Source organism: Flavobacterium piscis (assembly GCF_001686925.1).
Taxonomy (GTDB): Bacteria; Bacteroidota; Bacteroidia; order Flavobacteriales; family Flavobacteriaceae; genus Flavobacterium; species Flavobacterium piscis.
This window is the reverse complement of record NZ_LVEN01000046.1, coordinates 78,119-103,257: the sequence shown is the minus strand read 5'-3', so window position 1 is coordinate 103,257 and position 25,139 is coordinate 78,119. Positions and strand designations below refer to the sequence as shown.

Sequence of the window (25,139 nt, the reverse complement as noted above, 5' to 3'; positions counted from 1 at the left end):
CCACGAATTCACGAATTATTTATAATTGATTGAAAAAAATTCGTGAATTCGTGGCTAACTTTTTAAAATTAGTAAAACTTAAAATTTCCATATTCCGTAAAACTGAAAGTAATTAAAATTTTGTTCGAAATTCATAACATAGCGCGCGCCTAAACTCGGACCAATTCTTGCGAAGCCTAAAGTTAAGTCAAATAAAAGTCCTGTTTTTAAATTGACAAATGAATTTTTTACTGAACTTGATTCGGTTCTCATATCCATTAAAAACTGATCGGTTCCGCCTTCAAAACTTTCGATTTTTTTGCTGGTAGTTTGTTCAGACGAAACATCAAAATTAGCCTGAACTCCTGCACCAACGCCAATATAATTATTGATGTTGTACCGAATTAAAATTGGAATTTCCCAGTTTACGCTTTTGTTTTCTGTAGTTGTTGTCGTGCGCTGAAATTGCTTCACTCCGTTTGGGTTTACCACATTTTGATCGACGACTGTTGCAGCACTTTCGTATTTATTAATAGCATTGAGCCATTCGGCCTGCCAATAAAAGCGATACGATTTAAAAGGCGAAATTGTGGCACCTACAAAATAACTGGTCGATTTTTCAAGATCAGGATATACATTATAACCCGCTTTTGCGCCAATCGAAATTCCGGGCAGGAATCGGGTAGTGGCGTAGTTGGTTGTGATAGGTTCATTTTTATCGAAGATAATTGCGGTTCTGCTTCGGGTTTTTACCTTATGAAAATCCTCCGCAAATTTCATGGAGTATTTTACAAAACCTTTGGTAGAATCTTTTTCATGTACATTTTTCTGTTCGCTTCCAGGTAAATATATATTCTTGAAAGTAAAAAAGATTTGATTTTTTTTGATAATCGTATCGAGACAACTTACAGTAGGAACTTCATCTTTTGGACAAATGGGACATTTTGGATACATGTCCTCGACCTTAAATGTTTTCTTGTCGAACATATCCGGAACATCAGTTTCTAACCGAATCATTCTCGCCGGACCTTCGCCATTGTTTTGAAAACGGGTTTTAAAATTTACTCGTTTAAAACGCACCAGCCTATAATTCATAAAACTTCCGTTAGATCCCATTTTGTTCGGATCGTGAGAAGTTACGATTTCCATTTCGAGGTTTTTTATCTTGTGGTTTTTATAACTTCTGTTGGGTACAAAAATCCCACGCATGGTAACCGTTGCGCTGGTATCTTTGATCATTTCCGGAGTCGTTTTAAACGTATAAAACACATTGCGGGTTGCTCCGGGATTGGCATCATCAAATTCTAAGATCGAAACATTATGATAGGTTTTATTGGCTTCTAATAATGATGCGCCGAGATCTTCCTCGGTAGTCGTGTTTCTGTATTTTTTGGTTCTGAAATTACTTTCGGCGGAAGCCAGATAATTATTAGAATCATCAAGATCCGTAACAGCAGCAATGTTTTTTTCTTTTATTTCACGCTCGTTTGCATAGGTTCGAAAGTCTGTTAATTCGAAATTATTGTTTTTAAATTGTTTCTCATTATAGAACAAATACAACTTTCCGCTCGCTACGTAATTCTCCAGATTTTGATAACCTACTACGACTACCATTTCCTGATCCGGAATAGGATCGCAATTTTTGAGGATCGCAAAACCATTTTGATCTGCTATTGAGGCAATGTCTTTATAGTTAGTATCGGTAATGTCATTTACGGCGACTTTTTTTGGTCGTGTTGCAGGAGGTTTTCCGTTGTCATAGTTGTTGGTTACCGCCAGTCTTGTGGTGTAGGTTCCTTTGTTTTTATAAACGTGCTTGGGTTCGGCTTCTTTGCTGTAATGTCCGTCGCCCAGTTCCCATAAATAGGAGTAACTTGGTTTTGGTGCTCCTGCAATGGGTATCAACGGCGGGGTTTCGGGTTTGTAGGTAACGGCATTTCCGTTCTGAATAAGAACAATATTGGCTCGACGGGTTATGGTGTCTTTTACTTTGGTTTGCGCTATTGAGAAAATAGAGAATAGAATAAAGAAAATAGACAGTTGTGGTTTCATAACTAGACAGTTTTGGGTTCTAAAATCATGATTGTTAATTTTAAAACTGGATTAAATGTAAAAAAAAGTGATGAGCAAATCACCACTTTTTCTTAAAAGTATTTTGTAAGTTACTGAATAGCATTGATTGCGGCTATCAGTTGAGCTTCGGTGCCGACTGTTGTTTCGGCTAAAGTAAAGGTGTAAACATCGTTGGCAGCAACGGTTACGGCTTTGATTGCATAACGCCATTGACCATTAGATTCGGTTACAAAAATCACGTGACATTTTAAACCAATCGGAATTTGACCATAGTGTTCGCTGAATAATCCTGCAGGCGTATAAGTATCTAATTTTGCTAATGCATTTGTTCCTTCGCCATCGTATGACAGGTAAACGGCGCTATTGTTGTTGTCGTAACCAGTAGGAGCAGCCACAAGAAGGGTAGTTTTAGGTCTTGGATCGCTGTAAAAACGGTCTACATTTGTCCATCCAAAGTTGCCAAAAGTTACGTAATAATTTGCTCCTTCGCCTTGTACACCACCTTTTCCGCCGCCAGTTCCGTCAGCATTTGGTTTATTCTCTCTCCAGGCCAGTTCTCCATTATCATCGATTGTACCATTCCATAAAGTCATTGCATTGTCTAATCCATTTGTTAAAGCTGTTGGAACTATTAAATTCATGCTGCAAGAAGTTTTAAGTTCCACGCCGCCTTGTGTGGCTTTGATGAAGAATTCTCCGCCTGAAATCAACAAGTTTTTCTTTCCGTCAGGCATAATTCCCATTGTTGGTTTGTTAGTAATTAACATCGTTCCTTTGTCGAAAAGTTCGATGTATTCGATGTCTACGGCTCCGGTTACAGCAACTCCGTTTTTGGTCAGACAATCACCGTTGATGTTTAGTTTTACTCCTTTTGCAGATGTAATGGTTACAACACCAGTTCCGGCTGTAATGGTAAATTTTTGTTTGTTTGCTGATACTCCTTTTTCGCTAATGCTTTTAAAAGCTGCTCCGGTTGGAGGCAAAATAAGATTGTCTGTATTATTGTCATCGCCATTGTCGCAGCTGATGAAGGTGATAACTAATAAAAATAAAAGTCCGATTTTTTTAAGATTTGTGTTCATAATTTCTAGTTTTTATAAATCTGTCCTGATGGTTTCAGGTGGTTTTCAGATTTTGGTTAATTATATTCTTATATCAATTTGGGTTTGATATTGTTACCCTTAATTTTAAATATTTTCTTTTTAATTGCTGTTCTGATGTTATATCAACTGGCTTATAAAATTGTTACCCTGTTTTTGATTTTTTTTTAATTTTCTTTTGAAGGGCATTTGTCTTCAAATAAATTTCCGTCTTCATCTATGGCTACCAGAATGTTTTTCTTCCGCGAAAGCGTAATACTCAAATAAATCCAGACAATCGCCCAAAGACCCAATGTGATACAGCTAAGAAACAAATGAAGAGGATGTTTGATTGCTTTTTTTTCTTTGGATAAAACCACGTAAGGCAGTTTCTCATTATGCTCTGTGATGACAAAGCCATTTCGGGTTTTGGCAGAAATCATTTGGTTAAACTGGTCTAAGTTTTTTTCGGTTACAAATTGATAAGTTTCCATTTCTCTTAATTTTATTATTGTTTTTAGAAAAGGTTTTTTCCACAAACTCCACGAATGAGCACGAATTTTAAATTTCAATAATTAGAAAATCTGTGACAATCTATTTTTGATCCGTTTAATCTGTGGGTCATCTGATTACATTTTATTAATGCTAAAAGACTTTTGTTACATTATATCAACCTCATATGTTAATTGTTACCCTATATTGTGAAATTTATTTACAATTGTTTTTTAAATTAGCTACAAAAAGTTTTTTTTATGGGCAAAACGAAAATTCATCCTGATCAAATATACATTGAGGGACTTGCGGCAAATGACTCGGCAATTATTCAGGCGATTTACAAAAAGTTTGTTCCAAAAGTGGTAATGTTCATTATGAATAATTCAGGTGATAAAGAACATGCACAGGATGTGGTTCAGGAAATTATGATTTTACTTTTTAATCAGGCCAAAGCCAATACACTACAATTGACTTGCCCTTTTGATGCTTACTTTTTTTTATTGTGCAAAAGAAAATGGCTTAACGAACTCAAAAAAACATCGAATAAAGGGGTAACAATAAATGAAGATGTTTTATCTATGAATGAATCTGCATCTGAACTGATTACACACACAGAAGAATTTGATGAAAAACAGCAGCTTTTTGACACCATGTTTTTAAAATTGGGAGATAAATGCCAGGAATTATTAAAACTGAGTTTCACCACTAAAACTATGGAAGAAGTGGCCGAGAAACTGAATGTAACTTACGGTTATGTTCGAAAAAAGAAATCGTTATGTGTGGGACAGTTAACGCAGTGGATTCACGAAGCCAAAAATTTTAAATCGCTAAAAAACTAATTAGTCATGAACGAAGAACGCTATATATTATTCGATCAATATCTTCAGGGAGAAATGACTGTTGAGGAAAGAAATAGTTTTGAAAAACAATTGGCCGAAGATCATGAATTGTCCTCGGAATTTGAAACTTTCAAAGAAGTACAGTTGCGCCTTAAAACCAAATTTGAACATGAAGAGGAGAGAGAAGCGTTTAGAGCAAATTTAACCACGATCTCAGACAAACATTTTAATACCAGCAAACCAAAAGTGGCTCTAATGCGACCTTGGTATTTAGCCGCGGCCGCATCTGTTATTATTTTGTTCGGATTGTTCTTTTTTGATTACAATAATCCGTCTTTTGCCGATTACGATAACCCCGAAACAGCTTCGTTTGTAGAAAGAGGAGATTCAAACGCAGCATTAATAGGAGCGCAAACCGCTTTTAACGATGGGAAATATGCAGCAGCGATTCCGCTGTTTGAGGAAATTTTAAAGGAAAATCAAACACCTGAAATTCAGTATTTTTATGGCGTTTCTTTATTAGAAGAAAGTAAATATCCAAAAGCCGAGGCAGTGTTTAATGAATTGAGATCAGGAACATCTGCTTATAAAGATAAAGCAACGTGGAGTCTCGCTTTGTCTAAATTGAAACAAAAGAAATATACAGAGTGTAAAGAAATCCTGGAGACTATTTCGCAGGATTACGAAAACTACGATGAAGTAGAACATTTATTAGATGAACTGGATTAAGACATAAGTTTCGCAGAGATTCACAAAGAATGACATTGAAATTCGCAAAGAGTTAAAACACTTTGCGATTTTTTTTTGCAAAAACCACACAACAAGAGAAAAATCCGTGCACATCCGCGTTTTCACAAAGTGAATCCGTGTCATCCGTGTGCCATTGACTTCGCTCAATCAAAGATAACCAAGCCAACAAGAAAAAATCCGTGCACATCCGCGTTTTCACGAAGTGAATCCGTCTAATCCGTGTGCCATTTTACCGCCACAAACATTCAAATTGGGAAAGTTTTTAATATTGTCGTAATTTTGAACCTTTAAAAAAAACACACCATTGAATTCAAAACCCATAATTACCGATACGCATACACACTTATATTCTGAAGAGTTTGATCAGGATCGTGACGAGATGATGCAAAGAGCCATTAATGCCGGAGTAACACGCTTTTTTATTCCCGCCATTGATGCTGCTGCAACGCAATCTATGTACGATTTAGAGCAAAACTATCCTGATAATGTATTCCTCATGATGGGTTTGCATCCCACTTACGTGAAAGATAATTACGAAGACGAGTTAAAGCACGTAGAAACTGAACTTGCCAAAAGAAAGTTCTATGCTGTTGGCGAAATCGGAATTGATTTGTATTGGGATAAAACACATCTTAAAGAACAGCAAATTGCTTTCAAGAGACAGATTCAGTTAGCGAAACAATACAAATTGCCTATTGTAATACATTGTCGTGAAGCTTTTGATGAGATTTTTGAAGTGCTGGAAGAAGAGAAATCAGATGATTTGTTTGGCATTTTTCATTGTTTTTCCGGAACGCACGAACAAGCGCTTCAAGCGATATCTTATAATATGAAATTGGGAATTGGTGGAGTGGTAACATTTAAAAACGGAAAAATCGATCAGTTTTTAAACCAAATCGATTTGAAACATATCGTTTTAGAAACAGATTCTCCTTATTTAGCGCCCATTCCGTATCGCGGAAAACGTAATGAAAGCAGTTATTTAGTAAATGTTATTGCTAAGTTGGCAGACCTGTATGACGTTTCTGAAGAGGAAATTGCACAACGAACAACACAAAATTCTGTAAACGTTTTTGGGATTTAATTTATACCTTACAATAGTTTAATTTTTTTTTTGTTCTTTTGCCCACTTAAAACCAATATAAATAATGCAGAGATTTGATGCCATTCGACCGTTTTATGATTCTGAAATAAATGAAGCCCTTCATGCTGTTGCCAATCATCCGATGATGAAAGCCATGATGAACTTTACTTTTCCGGAAGTAGAAGATCAGGTTTGGAAAGAGCAATTGAAGAAAACACACTCTATACGTGATTTTCAATGCAACTTTATTTATAACACCGTACAAAAAGTTCTGGAAAAAAGCTCTGAAGGACTTACAACTTCAGGTTTCGAGAAACTGGAAAAAAACACCTCTTATTTATTTGTTTCTAATCATAGAGACATTCTTTTAGATACAACCTTATTAAACGTTTGCCTTTTCGAACATGGTTTAGTCATGACAGCATCAGCAATTGGAGACAATTTGGTTAAAAAAGCATTCCTGAGCACTTTGGCAAAACTGAATAGAAACTTTTTAGTTTTAAGAGGTTTAACACCCAGAGAAATGCTGCAAAGCTCAAAATTATTGTCTGAATATATAGGACAGTTATTGCTTCGCGAAAATCGTTCGGTTTGGATCGCACAAAGAGAAGGCCGTACCAAAGACGGAAATGACGAAACCAATCCCGGAGTTTTAAAAATGATCGGAATGGGTTCTGATGAAGCCAATTTGATGGATTATTTTAAGAAATTAAAGATCGTTCCGGTTTCTATTTCGTATGAATATGATCCTACAGATGTACTGAAAATGCCACAATTAATGGCAGAAGCCAATAATGAGGTTTATATTAAAGAAAAAAATGAGGATTTCATGACCATTTTAAGTGGTATCATGGGAACCAAAAAAAGAATACACATTTCTGTTGGAGATGTTCTCGATACAGAAATTGATCAGATTGTGGCTGAAAATGACAATGCCAACAAACAAATTCAGGCTTTGGCCCAAGTTATTGATGATTCGGTTTTAAAGAATTATCAGTTATGGCCAACTAATTTTATCGCTTACGACATTTTAAACGGAACCAATAAATTTGCACATTTATATAAAGAAAGCGAAAAATCACTTTTTGAGCGTCGTTTAGAAATGCGTATCGGAAGCGATAATCCAGTTACCAGACAAGGATTTTTATCTATGTATGCCAATCCTGTAGTCAATAAATTAAAATACCAGGATGTCATCTAAAGCTAAAATATTGCTGATTTATACCGGTGGAACCATCGGTATGAGCAAAGATTTTGAGACAGGCGCACTCAAAGCGTTCAACTTTGGAAAATTATTGCAAAAAATTCCTGAAATCAAACAATTAGATTGTGAGATTGAAACGGTTTCATTTGAAAATCCGATAGATTCATCCAACATGAATCCTGCAGAATGGACAAAAATTGCCGAGATCATCGAAGAAAATTACCTTTCTTTTGACGGATTTGTTGTCCTTCATGGTTCAGATACTATGTCGTATTCTGCTTCGGCATTGAGTTTTATGCTCGAAAATTTAGCAAAACCAGTAGTTTTTACAGGATCGCAATTGCCAATTGGAGATCTTCGTACCGATGCTAAAGAAAACCTGATTACGGCCATTCAGATTGCGTCTCTTCAGGAAAACGGAAAACCTGTTATTACTGAAGTTTGTTTGTATTTTGAATATAAATTGTACCGCGGTAACAGAACGTCAAAAGTAAATGCCGAACATTTTAGAGCGTTTACAGCACCAAATTATCCTGAATTGGTAGAATCTGGCGTTCATCTTACATTAAACAGACATTTATTTCTTCCTATAAAAGAAAATGCCAATTTAATCGTTCATAAAAACTTAGACAATCACGTTGCCATCATAAAAATGTTTCCCGGAATGAGCGAAGTCGTTTTATCTTCAATCCTTGCTATTAAAGATTTAAAAGGAATCGTTCTGGAAACTTACGGTTCAGGAAATGCCCCAACCGAAGATTGGTTTTTGAATTTGATTCAGAAAGCTATTCAATCTGGTTTGCACATCGTCAACGTAACACAATGTTCCGGCGGAAGTGTCAATATGGGACAATACGAAACCAGTACTGCCTTAAAATCTCTTGGCGTTATCTCCGGAAAAGACATTACTACAGAAGCGGCAATTACAAAACTAATGTATTTGTTAGGTCACAATATTCCAAAAGAAGACTTTAAAAATATTTTCGAAACGGCTTTGAGAGGAGAAATTTCGTTGTAAATAGAAAAAAATCCAATATTTTGAAATTCCAAATTCCAAGACGTGAGAGTTATATCTCAAGATTGGAATTTGGAATTTTTTTAGTAATTGGAGTTTCCTTTTTCACTTTCAAAGTTTTCACTATATAAGTTATATAAGTTCATTTAATTAAAGTGCTTTATATCCAGTTTGTCATTTCGACGAAGGAGAAATCCTCGCAAGTAGCTCCGTTCCTAAAAGCCAATCTTTGTCGAGTTTCTAGTGTGATTTCTCCTGCGTCGAAATGACAAAAACAACGCAAAGAAATACAGTAACCACAATCTTGTCATTTCGACGCAGGAGAAATCACACGAGGAACTCCGTTCCTAAAGTTTTAATCTTTGCAGATTTACGCGCGTGATTTCTCCCTCCGGTCGAAATGAGAAGATCGTGGATAATTGGAATTTGGAATTTAATTTTTGGAATTTCTAAATTGAACCTGACAACTTTCCAATTCTTCCTCACAACTATGTCTTTTATAATACACATAAACAATCACTGAGAGAATACAAATAATTCCCTGAATCGCCACTGTATTTCTGGTTCCTATAATATGTGAAACATAGCCAATAATCAAACTTCCCACAGGAATCATTCCCTGATACGCCATCAAATAGTAACTAATACTTCTGGAACGCATGTTTACCGTACTTTGTGTCTGAATGTAAATGTTTATAGATGAGGTTTGTGCCATCATACCCACACCGCTCAATGCCATGCAGATAAGCGCAACAGTTAAACTGTTTGAATACGCCAGTATAATGATGCTAAAACCTAACAGTAAGCTTGCAGCGATCATTATTTTGCCCATGTTATCTGCTTTTTTAAGATTCGCCAAATAAATAGCTGATAGAATAGAGCCAATTCCGGCGGCACTTTCGAACCAACTAAAGGTTTGGGCATTTCCGCTAAAAATATCTTTTGCAAAAACCGGCATCAAAGTATTAAAAGAAATTACGAACAAACTGCTGCACATTAACATCAAAAGCATTTTTGCCATTTCGGTTTCTTTTTTCACATAATCCAGACCTTCGATAAAATCATCGTACATTTTCATTTTATCGGTGGCTTTGATATGCGGTGTGATTTTCATCATCAATAAAGAAATTAAAACGGGGATATAGCTTAAGAAGTTTCCAATAAAACAAATGTCTTCTCCGTAATTGTGCAAAATAATTCCGGCTAATGCAGGACCGGCAATTCGGGCAAAATTATTTAAGGTGGAGTTTAAGGCGACAGCGTTTGGTAAATCTTCTTTATTGTCTACAATATCAATCATCATGGTTTGTCTGCAAGTCATGTCGAAAGAATTGATGATTCCCTGAATTAAACTTAAGGCCAGAATAAAGTTGATGTTGTATATCTTTAAGTAAATCATTAATGCCAAAGCTCCGGCTTGCAGCATCGCCAAAGATTGTAATAAAATCATGGCGCGGTGTTTATCATAACGCCCAATAATGCTTCCGGCTAAAGGTGCCAGAAATAAAGACGGAATCATACTTAAAAAAGTCGCTAATCCTAATAAAAAAACAGACCCCGTGACGCTGTAAACCATCCAGCTTACTGCCGTTTTTTGAAGCCACGTACCAATTACCGAAACGGATTGTCCGTAAAAGAATAACTTGAAGTTTTTTGATTTTAACGCTTTAAACATAATGCCTAATATTTTTTTACAAAGTTCGGGATTAGTATTTCATTAGAAAAATTAATAATTTTACTGATAATGAGTAGTAAAACTTATCGATATGGAAATTTATCAACTAGAATATTTTATTAAAACGGCTGAAGTACTGCATTTTACAAAAGCGGCTGAATTGTGTTTTGTCACACAATCTGGCTTGTCGCAGCAAATAAAAAAGTTAGAAGAAGAACTCGGAATGCCTTTATTTATAAGGATTGGAAAAAAAGTACAGCTTACAGAGGCAGGTTCTGTATTCTTGATTCACGCTAAACAGGTAATCGAAAATGTGCAAAGTGGGAAACAGGCGATCGATGATTTGAACCAAATGATTGGCGGAGAATTACGAATTGGCGTTACCTACATTTTTGGACTTTTGGTTTTGCCTATCGTCAACTTGTTTGCCAAAACATATCCCAATTTAAAGATTGTGGTTGAATATGGCTCAACGGAACCTTTAGAAACGAAGTTATTAAATAATGAACTGGATTTGGTTTTGGTCATTTCATCCAAAGAGATAAAAGAAACAATTCAGAAAATCCCATTATTCAGGTCGAATCTGGTTATGGCAGTGGCAAAAACACATCCGCTGGCGACTTTAGATAAAATTTCTTTTAAAAAAATTGGAGAATATCCGCTTGTTTTGCCTGTAAGAGGATTTAGTTCGAGAGAATTCCTGGATGAATTGTTTTTAAAAAATAACATGAAACCAAAAGTTTCGATCGAATTAAATGCAGTTCATGCGCTTTTGCAATTGGTAGAAGAAAGCGATTGGGTTACTATTGTAACCGAGAAAGCGTTAAAAGGCTGGGATAATCTAAAAGCAATAGCCATTACAGGAGTTCCGACGCAAAGAGATTCTTTTATGTTAACGATCGAAGGAGCCTATCAAAAAAAGGCCGTAAAATTGTTTATGGAAGAATTTAGAAAAAGTATGTAAACTAATATCAGATTTTGTTTTTCTAAGTCAGATTTTTTTGTGTTCTTTGCAGACCAATTTAGAGAGGTGTCCGAGTGGTTGAAGGAGCTAGCCTGGAAAGCTAGTATATGGGTAACTGTATCGAGGGTTCGAATCCCTTCCTCTCTGCAATTTTTTTAAGTTAAATAATACCAAACCTCGAAATCTGTATTTCGGGGTTTTTTTATTAACTTTCTCTAATTATTAGATCAATATTTTAAAATGTCAGAGCTTTTATTAAAGACAAGTTGTTACCAAACATATTGTAAATGTTTTCAGAGAGGGTTTGGAAGAAAAAAGCAATGTGCAAATTTTGCACATTCTATTTCTTAAATCCATTAAGTTATAATTATTAAACTTATAGTAGTGTGAGTGATTTTATTAATAAAAGAATGGCAAAAGGAAAAAGTATAAATGTTGCAGGAAACCAAATTACTATTTTATCAAAAGATGGTAAGAATGAATATATTTCCTTAACTGATATGGCCCGTAGTTAATTGCAAGAAGTTGTAATCATAAAATGGCTGAGTCTTAAAAGTACAATCGAATATCTTGGAGAATGGGAAGCATTGTACAATCCAGATTTTAATTATACCGAATTCGGTATAATTAAAAATGAGGCAGGCAGTAATAATTTTGTGCTTTCGGTAAAGCAATGGATTGAGAATACTGGTGCAATTGGGCTTAATGCCACCGCTGGACGATATGGCGGAACTTATGGACATAAAGATATAGCCTTTCATTTTGGAATGTGGATTAGTCCTAAGTTTCAATTGCTGTTGGTGAAAGAATTTCAAAGACTTAAAGAAGAAGAAAATGAAAGACTGAACCTAACTTGGAATTTACAGCGAACTTTGGCAAAAGTAAATTATAAGATACATACTGATGCTATAAAAGAGAATTTGATTCCTCAATTGCTTACTAAAGAAAAAATAAATTTTATATATGCAGATGAAGCAGATTTATTAAATGTAGCACTGTTTGGAAAAACAGCAAAACAATGGCGTATTGAGAACCAAAATGTAACAGGAAATATAAGAGATGAAGCCACAATAGAACAGCTAGTTGTACTTAGTAATATTGAAAGTATTAATGCCGTACTAATAAACAAAGGGATTACACAAAGCCAACGTTTAGAACAATTGAATGCCATTGCTATAACACAAATAAAATCATTATTAGGTAATATAAACCTTGAAAAGCTTAAATAGTGGCAATAAAATAAAAAACCCGTAAACTCATTTATAGTTTCACTGTTTTCCTTGGCAGAAATTGCTTGCTGATTTGTTTCCCAAAGATTTTGAAAGTGGTTTTTGTTTCATGTCTTTAATTTCTTAAATACAGTTTTCATTTTTACACCACCGGAATATAAATATCAAATTTAGCTCCGTGATGCAGTTTGCCGGTTGCGGTAATAACCCCATTATGATTTTCGACAATTTTTTTCGAAATGGCAAGACCAATCCCGGTTCCTTTATAATCGGTTTTATTGTTGAGCTGCTGGAACATCTCGAAAACGCGGCTTTCAAACTGAGGGTCAAATCCAATACCGTTATCGCTTATAATAATGTGGCAATAATCAGCGGATGATTTATTTTTCTTTGTTGTTGGTTTTGTATAAACACTTTCGATCGTAATGTGAGGTGCTTTTTCTTTTGTGGAGAATTTCAGAGAATTACTTACTAAATTGTATATCAATTGATAAAACTGCGACGGAATTATAAACGCGCTACAATTTCCGGATATTTCGACAACAGCTTTTTTAGTTATGATTTCTTTTTTTAAATCTTCTAGGACTTTATCTATAATAGTATTAAGATTGACGTTTTCAAATTTCTTTTCGGTTACACTAGTTCTAGAATAAGTCAATAAATCGTTTATAAGTGCCTGCATATGAAAGGCAGCAACTTCTATTCGTTCAAAATAATATTTTCCTTTATCTGTTAGATTTTGATGTTCATCAGTTGAAATTCGGTCTGCGAAAACCTGTATTTTTCTCAAAGGTTCCTGCAAATGATGACTTGAAATATAGGTAAAGGCTTCAAGTTCGTTGTTGGCGAGGATTAATTCGGCAGCGCGTTTTTCTTTTTCATTGTTCTGGAAAGTAAGTTCTGTGTTAGCTGTAAGAAGTTCAGCGGCGCGCTTTTCTTTTTCCTTGTTCTGATACGCCAGTTCTTTATTTGCAATCACCAGTTCTGCGGCTCTTTTTTCTTTTTCTTTATTCTGAAAAGTTAGTTCTTTATTGGCAATAACAAGTTCAGCAGCGCGATCTTCTTTTTCCTGGTTTTGGTAGGCCAGTTCTGTATTTGCAATAACCAATTCAGCAGCACGCTTTTCTTTTTCTTTATTTTGATATAAAAGTTCAGAATTGGCAATGCTTAATTCATCTGCCCGTTTTTGTTTCTCTTTGTTTTGGTAGGCGAGTTCAGTATTTGCAATAACAAGTTCGGCAGCGCGATCTTCTTTTTCCTGATTTTGATACGCCAGTTCTGCATTGGCAATAAGAAGTTCTGCAGCGCGTTTTTCTTTTTCTTTGTTCTGATATGCCAGTTCTGTATTGGCAATAACCAATTCTGCAGCACGTTTTCCCTTTTCTTGATTCTGAAAAGTTAGTTCTTTGTTCGCAATAATAAGTTCAGCTGCGCGGTCTTCTTTTTCCTGGTTTTGGTAGGCTAGTTCTGTATTTGCGATAACCAGTTCGGCCGCACGTTTCTCTTTTTCTTTGTTTTGAAAAGCAAGTTCTTTATTAGCAATAATCAACTCTGCAGCGCGTTTTTTTCGTTCTTCTATTTGTTGGGCGAGTCTTTTATTAACCAACAGCAATTCGTCATTGTGATTTGTTTTATTCTTGTCAGGAAAAGTATTTTCATCAGCTGGAATAATTTTTTTTTCACTCATGTTTTTTGGCGCATTTATCCAAATGTAACCTAACTGAATTTAATGTTCTTGTTTTAAATGTCCTAACTGAATTTATAATAGTAAAATAGCATAATCAATCGAACAAAAATTTTCATTATGAGTTTTTTCTTTCATTATAAATAATTGATTTTTATTAATTCTAAAAAAAATCCGACTGACTTACAAGAGTAACGTTTGTATAGTACTTTATTTTTATAAGAAAATATTTACTATTTTTGCGTTTTAAATGGAAGATAAAAAATATGGAAATCAAAAATCAAGTATTAGATGCTATAAAAAAAGCTGCCCAGCCTGTAAATGCAGGTAAAGTAGTCGAATTAACTCAATTAGATCGCAAACAAGTTGATAAGGCAATGAAAATGTTGAAGGACGAAGGCTTAATAGTTTCTCCTAAACGTTGCTTTTGGGAAGCAAAGTAATTTGAAAAAAAACTAGTATAAAAGACAGACCTAACGGGTTTTTAAAACCTGTTAGGTCTAAATCTAAATTTTAAAGTTTAATCTCAAACAAACTAAAAGAACCTTCTTTATAATGCTCCGGTAGTTCGCTTGTCCATTCGATTGTGCTGATTCCTTTATAATTAAATCCGCAGCTTGTGTAGTATTGGTTTATTCTTTCGTTTCCGCTATGTGTGTCAAGCCGAATGTATGCTTTACCGTTTTCTTTGGCATATATTTTTACCCATTCAATGATTTTTTTTACATATGATTGTCCTCTGAATTTTGGATTTGTAGCAATACGATGAAGATATACTGCGGGATCTTGTGCCGCTTGTTTCCAAATAATTAAATCATTAAAAGTAAGTACAAATGTGCAGGCAACTTCGTCTCCTTCTTTGATTATAAAATGACGGTTTTCGGCAATTTCTTTTTCAATTAAAGCTCTTTCAAAACCTCTCCAGCTTTTATTGTTAACCGTTTTTTGATAAGATGTCGCTTGATTGTAAATATCGAAAACAGCATCGATATCTTCATTTGTAGTTTTAAAAAATTCCATTATGGGCTTGTATTCTTTGAATTAATGAATCCTGCAAAGGTAGATTTTCATGGGCGTAAAGGCGATAAAAATTTTCATTTTAACTTTTTTTATCAGATTGTAGCCAAACCACATTTTGTTCAGATTCATGATTTTGCCCAATAATATCGCGGTATAATTCTGGTCTTCTCGCTTTTATGTAACGATTTCCTCCAGCCTGAATGTTTTTTTCTGGAGTAAGAATTGCGGTTGCAAAAGAGTCATCAAAAGAACGGCATTCGGCCAGAATATCTCCAAATGGATCAATAATCATTGAGCAGCCATTTTTTAACTGATCGTCATCCATGCCAATTGGGTTCGAAAAAACAGCATAAATAGCATTGTCATACGCTCTTGCCGGCAACCATTTCATGAGCCAGTCCCTACCTTTCATTCCGTCGAATTCCAGTCGTAAAGAAGTAGGATCGGTTTCGCGGTTTTCCCAAAGTTCAGGTCCAACAAAACCGGCGCCAGGTCGGGTAGAAGGTGTGCACATTGTAACGTGAGGCATAAAAATAATATCGGCGCCTAAAAGTTTTGTCGCACGTACGTTTTCGATAATATTATTGTCGTAGCAAATTAAGATGCCGCATTTCCAGCCTTTAATTTCAAAAATACAATAACGATTTCCAGGCGTTAAATATGGGTTTATAAACGGATGCAGTTTTCTGTATTTGGCCACCAGACCATTTTTGTCGACACAAACATAAGCCTTGAATAAATTGTCGTTTTCATCTTTTTCAAAAAGTCCGGCAAGAATTACAATGTCATTCTTTTTAGCAATTTCAGTAAGTTTAAGGATGCTTTCTCCAGAGGGAATAATTTCGGCTATGTCCAGCATTTGTTCTTTCGATAAATGTCTTGTAAAAGTATATCCGGTAATCGAACATTCGTGAAACGAAATTACATCGCAACCTTCATGCGCTGCTTTTGCAGAAAGTTTTTCGATTACAGATAAATTATAGTTTTTATCGCCACTTTTATTCTCGAACTGAGCTGTGGCTATTTTTAGATTTTTCATATTGTACGCTATTAATGAAAGTCAAAAGTAGCGTTCAGAAAATACTATAAATTGTATAAAACCGACATTTTAAAATAAACCTGAAAGAGAAGTTTTGATGAGGTTGTTGGTTAACTTTCCGGTGCTCACTAAATATTCTTTCGGCGTTATTCCGGTATGTTTTCTAAATTCTTTTATCAGATGGGATTGGTCAGAGAATCCGGCATCATAACAAATTGTCGTCAGATTGGTTTCCTGAGATTTATCTTTTAGCAGTTTTAGGAAATGATGTAGCCTTATAACGTTGCCAAATTTTTTCGGGTTTAACCCAATGCATTCTTTGAACTTTCTTTCCAAATGTCTTTCGGTATAACCGGTATAATCCACCAATTGTTTTAGAGTGAAATCTCCTTTATTCGCCACAATAAAATCTAAAGAATGATTGATGATGAACTGATTTGAAATTGGTTTTGAACTGATTAAAGTGCCAAAGAACTGATTTAAAAGTTCCACTCTTCCTTGATTATTTTGTTCCGATAATTTCTCCTGAAGTAAAGACGCTTTTTGCCCCAATACATCTTCAACCGGAAAAATAGCATCCTGAAATTCATTGGCAGGAATTCCCAATAACTGATGTATTCCGTTGGGTTGAAAAACGACAATTAGTAATGAAATTTCATTATCAGAATAAATGTCTTTAAAGCCATGGAGTTGTCCGTATATAAAAGAAGTTGGCAAATAATTCTTTACTTCATAATTGTCAAGACCAGCAATAAGTTTGTTTTTTAAAGAAAATACAAGGCCGGTATTACCATCAGAAAACAAGCGTAGTTTTTGTATAGCGGTTGCTGCACTATCCAAAAAAGATAATGTTTTATGTAAGGCGCTAATGCTTTTGATGGAGAAACCTGCATTTTTAAATTGTTGAATGAAAATTGTTTGTATCCGTTTTTTGTAGTTTGAATGTAAACAATCGGCTTTTGGCAAATTTAGATATTTTACGGATTATAATTGACGGTTATGGTTTTGAAAATGATTCAATATCAAATTCTTTCTTGTTAAAATTATCTAAAAATATTATATATTTGGTCCCGTATATAAATATTTTGATGGATTTACCCCCTTATTCACCGGGCTTACATAAACTAGTCACTTTACATGTCACTGAAACTCAAAAACTAACAGATAGTCAGGGTTTTGTTGCGATTACGAATTCAATTTTAGAGCAATACAATCTCGAGAAAGTAGGCGTTATTGTTCATGATTTCGATAATGACAGTTTCACGATTTCGTTTTGCCTGAAAGAATCTCATATTTGTATACACACCTGGCCAGAATACAATCAGCTTACTTTAGATGTTTATTTGTGTAATTACCAGCAGGATAATTCACAAAAAGTACGAGATGTTATGGCAAATTATATTACTTATTTTGAAGGAACAATTATAAAAGATTTTGAAATTAACCGTTAGTATATGAAAGTTCCTTGTTACAATTGTGATACTGTTACCGAACTGGAAGTTGGTTTTAAAGTAGTAAATTTTGTCTGCCCCAATTGCCACAGTTTGTATTGGGCAGATAGCGAAGGACAGCTTCGTTCACGATCGAAATTTAAGCCTGAGGTAAATTATTTTGATTTTAAAATTGGCGATAAAGGGCTTCTAAAAGGCACGGAATACATGGTTACGGGTGCCATAACCAAAAAAGTCAACGGAGGTTATCATTGGAGAGAATATATCTTAAAAAATGATGCCGGTGATTTTGTTTATCTTTCTGAATCAGACGGGCATTGGATATTTTTGACCGAAATGGAAGAGAAATTCGATGTACGAATGCATCCAAAATCGATAACATACGACAGCAGTTCTTTTCATCTTTACGAATATTCTGATACCGATATAGACAATGCGGCAGGTTTTTTTGATTTTGAATTACCTGTTAAGAGAGTCCATCTGACAGAATATATCCAGCCGCCTTTGATGATTTCGATTGAAAAAATGAACGGTGTCGAAACCGCTTTTCTGGGGGAGTATATTAGCAAAAAAGAGGTTAAAAAAGCATTCCCGCAAGCTGATTTGCCGTATCAAAGAGGCGTAAGTATTGTTCAGCCCTACTATTTTGATGTAAATAACACGGCCATAATATTTTGCATTTTTCTTTTAATGATCATTACGGCAAACTGGTATATTTATAAAGATCAGGCAGAGCAGATTGTTTTTGATAAAGCCATAGCTTTTACTGATTTTAACGATAAAGAAGTTACAAGTGAATCATTTGTTCTAAAAGGAGGTTCTGCTCCCATTACCGTTCACGTGTCAACAGACGTCGATAATTCGTGGGCGAATGTAGATGTTGCGCTGGTAAATGAAACAACCAATGATGAAATTCATGCCAATAAAGATATCGAGTATTATCACGGTTACGAAGATGGTGAAAGCTGGACCGAAGGCAACTGGTCTGAAAAATTTAATATTTGCGGAGTTAAAGAAGGAAAATACCACCTTTTGATTAAACCGCTAAAAGCACCGGAAGACAATAAAAATACGGCAATGAAAGTAAAAGTGGTGTGGAATCAGCCCTCGAGTCGAAACGTATGGATTATTGCTATATTCATGATTGTAGTGTATGTCGTGATACGATATTTTAAAATAAATTTTGAAAAGATGAGATGGGAAGACAGTTCTTATTCTCCTTATAGCGAATAATAGATATGAAAAGCATTTTTGATTTTTTTAAAAATAATATAGCCGCACTTGCAATAGGATTATTTTGCTTTGCCGCCTATTTGTACTTTGCTTATTCCGGAAACCGGATTTGCGATTGCGAAACAACAGAAAAATATAGTACGTCAGGAAGTCGTAGTTCAGTTAACCATTTTTATCATAAATAAATTTCTAAAGTATGGATTTAATACATTATCAGCCCATCGTTAATTCGATCATTTATTCAGTTTTAGGGTTCGTTATCTTGATAGCAGCTTATTTTATTATCGAAAAAATGACTCCCGAAAATACCTGGAAAGAAGTTGTCGAGAAAAATAATATTGCTGTTGCTATTGTTTTGGCAGCATTTATCATTGGTATTTCAATGATTATTAGTGCCGCAATTCATGGGTAAAAAGTTTATTAAGTTTGAATTTTTATTGCTGTTTGCCGTATTTGTTATTGCGACCTGCGGGCTTATTTATGAGCTTGTTGCGGGAACTTTGGCCAGTTATTTATTAGGCGATTCAGTAAAACAATTTTCATTTATTATTGGAGTTTACCTTTTTTCAATGGGTATTGGCTCTTTTTTTTCTAAGTTTTTTCATAAAAATTTACTGAACACTTTTGTCGAAATCGAGATATTGGTCGGTTTAATTGGCGGTTTGAGTTCAGTAGTTTTATTTTTATTGTTCGAAAGTGTCGAGTACTTTCAGTTCATTTTGTATTTATTGGTTTTCATAACCGGATTTTTGGTCGGGTTAGAAATTCCATTATTAATGAATATCCTGAAAGACAAAGTCGAATTTAGAGATTTGGTTTCTAATGTTTTTACCTTCGATTATATTGGGGCTTTATTAGCATCGATATTGTTTCCGTTAATACTGGTTCCAAAATTAGGAATCATGGGCACTTCGCTGTTCTTCGGGATGATCAACGTAAGTATTGCCATTGTTTTGTGTTTTCTTTTAAAAAAAGAATTAAAGAATAGTTATTTCTTAAAAGCAAAAGCCATTTTTTCGTTTGCGATTTTATTAGGCGTTTTTATCTTTTCGGATAAAATTTTGGCTTATTCAGAAGGAAAGCTTTACGGAGAAAATATCATTTATACCAACTCAACTCCTTATCAGAGAATCGTTTTAACGCACAATAAGAGCGATTACAGGCTTTATCTAAACAACAACCTACAATTTAGTTCAGCCGATGAGTATCGTTACCACGAAGCCTTAGTGCATCCCGTAATGTCGATTGCCAAAAATGTCAAACATGTTTTGGTTTTGGGCGGAGGCGATGGTTTGGCAGTTCGTGAAATTTTAAAATACAAAGATGTTGAAAAAGTAACTCTGGTCGATCTTGATCAGGGAATGACAAAGTTGTTTAAAACCAATAAAGTGCTAACAGATTTCAATAAAGGCTCGCTGAATAATCCAAAGGTAAAAGTCATCAATACCGATGCTTATATTTGGGCAAAAACGTGTACCGAAAAGTTTGATGTCGCGATTATCGATTTTCCCGATCCGTCAAATTATAGTTTAGGAAAGCTGTATTCTTTGAATTTTTATCAAACCCTAAAAACGATTCTGCAGCCCGATGCAGCCGTTGTTATTCAGACTACTTCACCTTATTTTGCGCCAAAATCATTTTGGTGTATCAATAAAACCGTAATGCAGGTTTTTCCTCAGGTCGATGCCTATCATGCTTATGTTCCTTCGTTTGGAGAATGGGGTTATACGATCGCCATCAATGGTTTTGGAACTACTTTTAACAATGTAAACAGAAAAGCTGCCGGATTAAGATTCTACAATTACCAGTTCGACAGATTCAATTATTTTACCAATGATATGATGTCAAATGAAATTGAAATCAATCGATTAGACAACCAAATTTTAGTACGCTATTTTGATGAAGAATGGGGAAAATTACAGTAAATCAAGACGCAGTTTTGTAAAAGGAATTGGAGCTTCTTTATTGTTAATTCCGTTTCTGCAATTTTGTTCCGATAAAATTATCCAGCTGCTGCTTCGTTTGTCCGGAACCAATCATCTTTTGGGACATCGTTTATGGGTAAAAGATTTCCCAAAACCAACAACTCAAATTCATATTCCGTATCTCATTGTTGGTGGCGGAATTTCTGGTTTAAGCGCTGCAAGACAATTTCATAAAAAAGGAATTTCTGATTTTTTGATGCTTGAATTAGAAAGTCATTTGGGCGGAAACTCTTCAAACGGAGAAAATAAGTATTCTAAATTTCCATTAGGAGCACATTATTTGCCTTTGCCTAATTTTAAGGATAAAGAATTGTTACAATTTCTTGAAGAAGAAAAAATCATATTAAGTTACGATGCAAAAGGATTGCCTGTTTTTGATGAATTGCAATTGTCTTTTGCTCCTGACGAACGTTTATTTTACAAAAACAACTGGCAGGAAGGCGTTGTCCCAAAAGAAGGGAATTCTAAAGATCAGGATTTGGAATTCCAGCGTTTTTTTAAAGTAATGGATGCTTTTCGTGAAGGAAAAGGAAAAGATGGAAAGTACTTATTTGATATTCCGCTTCGTCTTTCTTCAGAAGATATTCAGACGAGAAGTTTGGATAAAATCACGATGAAGGAATGGTTTGAAACCAATAATTTCGCAGCAACACCACTATTTGATTATATTGATTATTGCTGCAAAGACGATTTCGGACTCGGAATAGATTACGTTTCTGCCTGGGCTGGAATTCATTATTTTGCCGGACGAAAACAAGATGCAGCTTCAGATAAAAAAGAAAGCGTTTTGACCTGGCCGGAAGGAAACGCCAGATTAGTTTCTCATCTCAAAAAATATACCGACAAAAAAACGTTGAAAAATCATTTGGTTTATGAGGTTAAAGTCGAAAACAATAAAGTGGTTGCCAAAGCTTTTGATGATGTCAAAAAAGTTTCGGTAGAAATTATTGCTGATAAAGTAATCATGGCAACGCCACAGTTTGTGAATCAGTATGTGATCAAAGACCGAAAAGAATTTACAAAAGAGTTTCATTATACGCCCTGGCTTTTGGCAAGCTTAACCGTGACGGATTTAGCCGATAATTTTAGTTTTCCGCTTTCGTGGGATAATGTTATTTACGATGCAAAAGGTTTGGGTTATGTGTATGATCAGCACCAGTCTTTAAATCAGATTCAGACCAAAAAAGTAATCACATACTATTATAGTTTCTCTTCAGCCGATTTAAGAAAATCGCGAAAGGAATTGTATAAAAAGAATAAAGAATATTGGAAGCAATTCGTTTTTGATGATCTTAAAATTGCACATCCGGATATTGAAGAATGTACCGAAGAAATGGAAGTTTTTCTTTTAGGCCACGGAATGGTAAGTCCTGCACCGGGTTTTATTTTTGGCAAAGCCAAAGAAGAAGCTTCAAAAAGTATTGAGAATCGTATTTATTTTGCCCATACAGATCTTTCGGGAATTTCGATTTTTGAAGAAGCTTTTCATCACGGAATTAATGTCGTAAACCAAATTTTAGATGAAACAACCCTGGATTCATAAAGCCAAAACCGATTTGAGTTTCATCATTGGTCCGTCCTTTTTTGTGATGGCCATTATATTTTTGTTTCAGGATTATATTACTGAAATAGAAAATAAGTATTCGTTTTATACCTGGCTTTTTCTGATTGTTTTTATTGATGTGGCGCACGTTTACGCGACCTTATTCAAAACCTATTTTGTGGCTGATGAATTCAAAAAGAATAAAAAAAGATTATTGCTTTTGCCAACAATTTGTTTCGCCATTGGGATTATTCTTTTCTCTTTTGGAAGTTTGGTTTTCTGGTCCTTTCTGGCGTATGTCGCTGTTTTTCATTTTATTAGGCAGCAATATGGCTTTATGAGATTGTATGCGAGAAACGAAGAAAAAACGAAACTTTCTGTAGTTATTGACAATCTGGCCATTTATGCTTCAACGGGTTATCCTATGTTGTATTGGTTTTTTTCTTCCGAAAGGAAATTCAATTGGTTTGTGGCAAATGAGTTTTTTCGTTTTGAGAATGCCTTTTTACTACAAATATTGTTTTGGATTTACGTTTCGATTTTATTGATCTATGTAAGTTACACCATTCATAAAAGTATAAAAAACAGGTTTTTCAATATTCCTAAAAATGCCATTATTTTGGGAACAGCGCTTTCGTGGTATTTTGGAATCGTGTATTTTAATGACGATCTTATTTTTACTTTACTAAATGTGGTTTCACACGGAATCCCTTATATGGCATTGGTTTATTTTAGGGAAATCGAAAATAAACCGAACCATAGTTCAGGAGTTTTTAGTTATTTAAAAAGCTATAATGCGATTTTTATATATGTGCTGATTTTAATGGGAATTGCTTTTACAGAAGAATTTTTATGGGAAGTTCTGGTTTGGAAAGAAAACTTCTCAGTAGCAGCTATTGATTTTTCTTCCTGGCAATTTTTAATAGTTCCGTTGTTAAGCGTACCTCAATTTACCCATTATTTACTCGATGGATTTATATGGAAGTCTAATAAAAGCCCAGTCAAAAGTTCTTGAAGTTGGAAAAAATGGACACGAATTGCACCAATTGACACAAATTTTAATACTTAACGTAGTTTGTGAAATTAATTCCACGAACTTATCCGTGCAAATTCGTGCAATTCGTGTTAGCTTTTAATTAGGTAAAAAACTAATCCTGTAAAATCATTTTTGCTTTAGGAACAATACGATCAACAAATAATTTATAGGCAGTTTCCGAAGGATGTAAACCATCTGAAGCGACTAAATTACTGGTGCTTTGGCGTGTAATATCTGTGATCGAAATAAAAGTTACGCCACTGCTTGTGCACGTATTTTCGGCAAAAGTATTGTATTGATCAATTTCATTTGAAATTTCTGTTCGTTTTGCGCTGCTATAGCCCGAAGCAAATGGCGTGTAAGCATAATCAGGAATCGAAACTACGATTACGTTTTTCTTATCACCTTTTGCCAGTTGTATGGCTTTGTTGAGTAATTGCGGAAATTCTTTTTGATAAACCGAAATGTCAATGTGCTGATATTGATTGTTTACACCAATTAAAAGTGTAACCAAATCATAAGTAGCATCGGGATTTTCGTTGTTGATAGCCGAGATTAGGTTTGAGGTAGTCCAGCCTGTTCGGGCAATGACTTTTAATGAAAAATCGGCTTGAGGGTAAATTGTTTTTAAACTTGATTTTAGTTGTTCAGGAAAGCGACAAGTTTCGCAAACACTTTGTCCAATAGTATAACTGTCGCCTAAAGCCAGGTATTTTACAGAGCCTGAAATTGGAGTAGTTGGGACTTCTGTTTTAGGTGGGATAACGGGCAAAGGAGGCGCGACCGCAGTTTTTGAAGCTGAGTCGTCAGAACTGCAGCTTAAAAGAAATATAGAAAGGATAACAATAACTATTTGTTTGAAATGTGATTTCATAATTTGTTTAATTAGATTCAGGATCATTTTAAACAAATAGTTACGTTATATAACTTGTTTTGGTTTTTAAACCATTTCAGTTTTCATCATTATTTCTTCTTCGATGGCATTCCAAAGTCCGATTCGTTTTTCTAATGCAAGGATCGAAATCTCTTCCACTTCTTTCCATTTTTCGGCATCGTCTTCGCATAAATCAGAGATCATTTGCATGGCCATTGGTCCGTGTTCATCGGCATCTAATTCTATATGTCTTTCGAAATAATAAAGCAGTTTGCTCAAATCAGTCTCCGGAAGGTTTTTTTGAAAGTTTTTTAGTATTGCGGTAAACATACTAGGTATTAAATCTTCTCTTCCAAAAGTAAAGGCAGCAGCAATTTCATGCGGTTTTCCTTCTTCAATCACTCTAAAAGTAAAATCTAAAAAGGCTTTTGTATCCGGGTGTAATGTACTTTGTTTGATGGCAACAAAAATATTATGCAGCGAATTTACTTCAGACAAAAAGGTATTGATTCCGTTTGTATCGGCTCCACAATCCTGCATTGCTTCAATATACATTTCATAATGACTTTGTCTTCTTCCGTCAATGCTTAAATCGGTTTCTTCGGCAAGAACAATTTCGTTGATTAAATATCTTGTTTCAGGATTTTTTGTAGCAAACCAAGGAGTTGTAGTGCAAGTAAGTTTGGCTTGCAGGGCTTTTAGTAATGACATAAAATCCCAAACAGCAAAAACATGGCTTTCTAGGAAACTATGTAAGTCGTCGATGCTTTGAATTTTATTGTATAAAGAATGTTGTAAAAGTTGATCTTTTTGAGGTTGAATGCTATTGTGGATAGTTTCAATATTCATTTTCGTAATTTTTTGTCAAAGATAAAAAGCTTCCCGGTT

The 25,139-nt window shown here is 34.8% G+C and carries 24 protein-coding genes and 1 tRNA gene; 15 read left to right on the top strand and 10 right to left on the bottom strand.

Features of this window, described 5'->3' with window-relative positions; genetic code table 11:
* Positions 1 to 78 precede the first annotated feature (78 nt).
* The 3 genes from FLP_RS21580 to FLP_RS21570 form a co-directional block, all read right to left on the bottom strand.
* The gene (locus FLP_RS21580) at positions 79 to 2,031 is read right to left on the bottom strand and encodes a PKD domain-containing protein (protein WP_065451569.1); all 1,953 of its coding nucleotides are present in this window, start codon (positions 2,029 to 2,031) and stop codon (positions 79 to 81) included.
* A gap of 110 nt (positions 2,032 to 2,141) precedes the next feature.
* A complete protein-coding gene (locus FLP_RS21575; RefSeq protein WP_065451568.1) occupies positions 2,142 to 3,134 on the bottom strand; it encodes a hypothetical protein in 993 nt (330 codons plus the stop codon).
* A gap of 185 nt (positions 3,135 to 3,319) precedes the next feature.
* Complete coding sequence (locus tag FLP_RS21570) at positions 3,320 to 3,625, bottom strand: hypothetical protein (RefSeq protein ID WP_065452003.1); 306 nt, start codon at positions 3,623 to 3,625, stop codon at positions 3,320 to 3,322.
* A gap of 258 nt (positions 3,626 to 3,883) precedes the next feature.
* Between FLP_RS21570 and FLP_RS21565 the strand changes: the two genes are divergently transcribed.
* The 5 genes from FLP_RS21565 to FLP_RS21545 all read left to right on the top strand — a co-directional run bounded on the left by FLP_RS21565 (position 3,884) and on the right by FLP_RS21545 (position 8,521).
* Entirely contained in the window at positions 3,884 to 4,465 is a 582-nt protein-coding gene (locus FLP_RS21565; RefSeq protein ID WP_065451567.1) for an RNA polymerase sigma factor, read from the top strand.
* A gap of 6 nt (positions 4,466 to 4,471) precedes the next feature.
* A complete protein-coding gene (locus FLP_RS21560; RefSeq protein ID WP_065451566.1) occupies positions 4,472 to 5,194 on the top strand; it encodes a tetratricopeptide repeat protein in 723 nt (240 codons plus the stop codon).
* 325 nt (positions 5,195 to 5,519) lie between these two features.
* Positions 5,520 to 6,299, top strand: coding sequence for a TatD family hydrolase (locus FLP_RS21555; protein WP_065451565.1), 780 nt, complete (start codon positions 5,520 to 5,522; stop codon positions 6,297 to 6,299).
* A 64-nt stretch (positions 6,300 to 6,363) separates the two neighbouring features.
* On the top strand, positions 6,364 to 7,500 hold the full coding sequence (locus tag FLP_RS21550; RefSeq protein ID WP_065451564.1) for a 1-acyl-sn-glycerol-3-phosphate acyltransferase: 1,137 nt from the start codon (positions 6,364 to 6,366) through the stop codon (positions 7,498 to 7,500).
* Positions 7,490 to 8,521, top strand: a complete 1,032-nt coding sequence (locus FLP_RS21545; protein WP_065451563.1) for an asparaginase — start codon at positions 7,490 to 7,492, stop codon at positions 8,519 to 8,521. The genes FLP_RS21550 and FLP_RS21545 overlap by 11 nt, the downstream gene beginning before the upstream one ends.
* Before the next feature lie 430 nt (positions 8,522 to 8,951).
* On the opposite strand, the gene FLP_RS21540 is transcribed toward FLP_RS21545, so the two are convergent.
* Positions 8,952 to 10,193 (bottom strand): MFS transporter, encoded by a 1,242-nt coding sequence (locus tag FLP_RS21540; protein WP_065451562.1) that lies wholly within the window; start codon positions 10,191 to 10,193, stop codon positions 8,952 to 8,954.
* A gap of 91 nt (positions 10,194 to 10,284) precedes the next feature.
* Here FLP_RS21540 and FLP_RS21535 point away from each other — a divergent pair, with 91 nt between their 5' ends.
* The 3 genes from FLP_RS21535 to FLP_RS21525 all read left to right on the top strand — a co-directional run bounded on the left by FLP_RS21535 (position 10,285) and on the right by FLP_RS21525 (position 12,386).
* Positions 10,285 to 11,157 carry a LysR substrate-binding domain-containing protein gene (locus tag FLP_RS21535; protein ID WP_065451561.1) on the top strand — a complete coding sequence of 291 codons (873 nt, stop codon included), beginning with the start codon at positions 10,285 to 10,287 and terminating at the stop codon, positions 11,155 to 11,157.
* A 60-nt stretch (positions 11,158 to 11,217) separates the two neighbouring features.
* A tRNA-Ser gene (locus FLP_RS21530) sits at positions 11,218 to 11,304 on the top strand.
* A 368-nt stretch (positions 11,305 to 11,672) separates the two neighbouring features.
* Entirely contained in the window at positions 11,673 to 12,386 is a 714-nt protein-coding gene (locus tag FLP_RS21525; protein WP_425307113.1) for a KilA-N domain-containing protein, read from the top strand.
* A 142-nt stretch (positions 12,387 to 12,528) separates the two neighbouring features.
* Here FLP_RS21525 and FLP_RS21520 read toward each other — a convergent pair whose 3' ends face one another.
* Positions 12,529 to 14,073 (bottom strand): sensor histidine kinase, encoded by a 1,545-nt coding sequence (locus FLP_RS21520; protein WP_083195924.1) that lies wholly within the window; start codon positions 14,071 to 14,073, stop codon positions 12,529 to 12,531.
* Between the two features lie 263 nt (positions 14,074 to 14,336).
* On the opposite strand from FLP_RS21520, the gene FLP_RS21515 reads away from it, so the two are divergent.
* A complete protein-coding gene (locus FLP_RS21515; RefSeq protein ID WP_065451560.1) occupies positions 14,337 to 14,513 on the top strand; it encodes a MarR family transcriptional regulator in 177 nt (58 codons plus the stop codon).
* A 70-nt stretch (positions 14,514 to 14,583) separates the two neighbouring features.
* On the opposite strand, the gene FLP_RS21510 is transcribed toward FLP_RS21515, so the two are convergent.
* The 3 genes from FLP_RS21510 to FLP_RS21500 all read right to left on the bottom strand — a co-directional run bounded on the left by FLP_RS21510 (position 14,584) and on the right by FLP_RS21500 (position 16,969).
* Positions 14,584 to 15,090 carry a GNAT family N-acetyltransferase gene (locus FLP_RS21510; RefSeq protein ID WP_065451559.1) on the bottom strand — a complete coding sequence of 169 codons (507 nt, stop codon included), beginning with the start codon at positions 15,088 to 15,090 and terminating at the stop codon, positions 14,584 to 14,586.
* 79 nt (positions 15,091 to 15,169) lie between these two features.
* Entirely contained in the window at positions 15,170 to 16,129 is a 960-nt protein-coding gene (locus FLP_RS21505) for a nitrilase family protein (RefSeq protein ID WP_065451558.1), read from the bottom strand.
* Positions 16,130 to 16,198: 69 nt separating this feature from the next.
* A complete protein-coding gene (locus FLP_RS21500; RefSeq protein WP_243397532.1) occupies positions 16,199 to 16,969 on the bottom strand; it encodes a helix-turn-helix domain-containing protein in 771 nt (256 codons plus the stop codon).
* A gap of 248 nt (positions 16,970 to 17,217) precedes the next feature.
* Here FLP_RS21500 and FLP_RS21495 point away from each other — a divergent pair, with 248 nt between their 5' ends.
* From FLP_RS21495 to FLP_RS21465, 6 genes are all read left to right on the top strand, one after another.
* Positions 17,218 to 17,580 carry an S-adenosylmethionine decarboxylase family protein gene (locus FLP_RS21495; RefSeq protein WP_065452001.1) on the top strand — a complete coding sequence of 121 codons (363 nt, stop codon included), beginning with the start codon at positions 17,218 to 17,220 and terminating at the stop codon, positions 17,578 to 17,580.
* Positions 17,581 to 17,583: 3 nt separating this feature from the next.
* Complete coding sequence (locus tag FLP_RS21490; RefSeq protein WP_065451557.1) at positions 17,584 to 18,813, top strand: DUF4178 domain-containing protein; 1,230 nt, start codon at positions 17,584 to 17,586, stop codon at positions 18,811 to 18,813.
* 196 nt (positions 18,814 to 19,009) lie between these two features.
* A complete protein-coding gene (locus FLP_RS21480; protein ID WP_065451555.1) occupies positions 19,010 to 19,225 on the top strand; it encodes a DUF350 domain-containing protein in 216 nt (71 codons plus the stop codon).
* On the top strand, positions 19,218 to 20,738 hold the full coding sequence (locus FLP_RS21475; protein WP_065451554.1) for a polyamine aminopropyltransferase: 1,521 nt from the start codon (positions 19,218 to 19,220) through the stop codon (positions 20,736 to 20,738). Before FLP_RS21480 ends, FLP_RS21475 begins: the two co-directional genes overlap by 8 nt.
* Complete coding sequence (locus FLP_RS21470) at positions 20,713 to 22,341, top strand: NAD(P)/FAD-dependent oxidoreductase (RefSeq protein WP_083195923.1); 1,629 nt, start codon at positions 20,713 to 20,715, stop codon at positions 22,339 to 22,341. The genes FLP_RS21475 and FLP_RS21470 overlap by 26 nt, the downstream gene beginning before the upstream one ends.
* On the top strand, positions 22,319 to 23,356 hold the full coding sequence (locus tag FLP_RS21465; RefSeq protein WP_065451553.1) for a hypothetical protein: 1,038 nt from the start codon (positions 22,319 to 22,321) through the stop codon (positions 23,354 to 23,356). Before FLP_RS21470 ends, FLP_RS21465 begins: the two co-directional genes overlap by 23 nt.
* A 133-nt stretch (positions 23,357 to 23,489) precedes the next feature.
* On the opposite strand, the gene FLP_RS21460 is transcribed toward FLP_RS21465, so the two are convergent.
* On the bottom strand, positions 23,490 to 24,251 hold the full coding sequence (locus tag FLP_RS21460) for an SGNH/GDSL hydrolase family protein (protein ID WP_065451552.1): 762 nt from the start codon (positions 24,249 to 24,251) through the stop codon (positions 23,490 to 23,492).
* Between the two features lie 66 nt (positions 24,252 to 24,317).
* Positions 24,318 to 25,100, bottom strand: coding sequence for a DUF3050 domain-containing protein (locus FLP_RS21455; protein WP_065451551.1), 783 nt, complete (start codon positions 25,098 to 25,100; stop codon positions 24,318 to 24,320).
* Positions 25,101 to 25,139 lie beyond the last annotated feature (39 nt).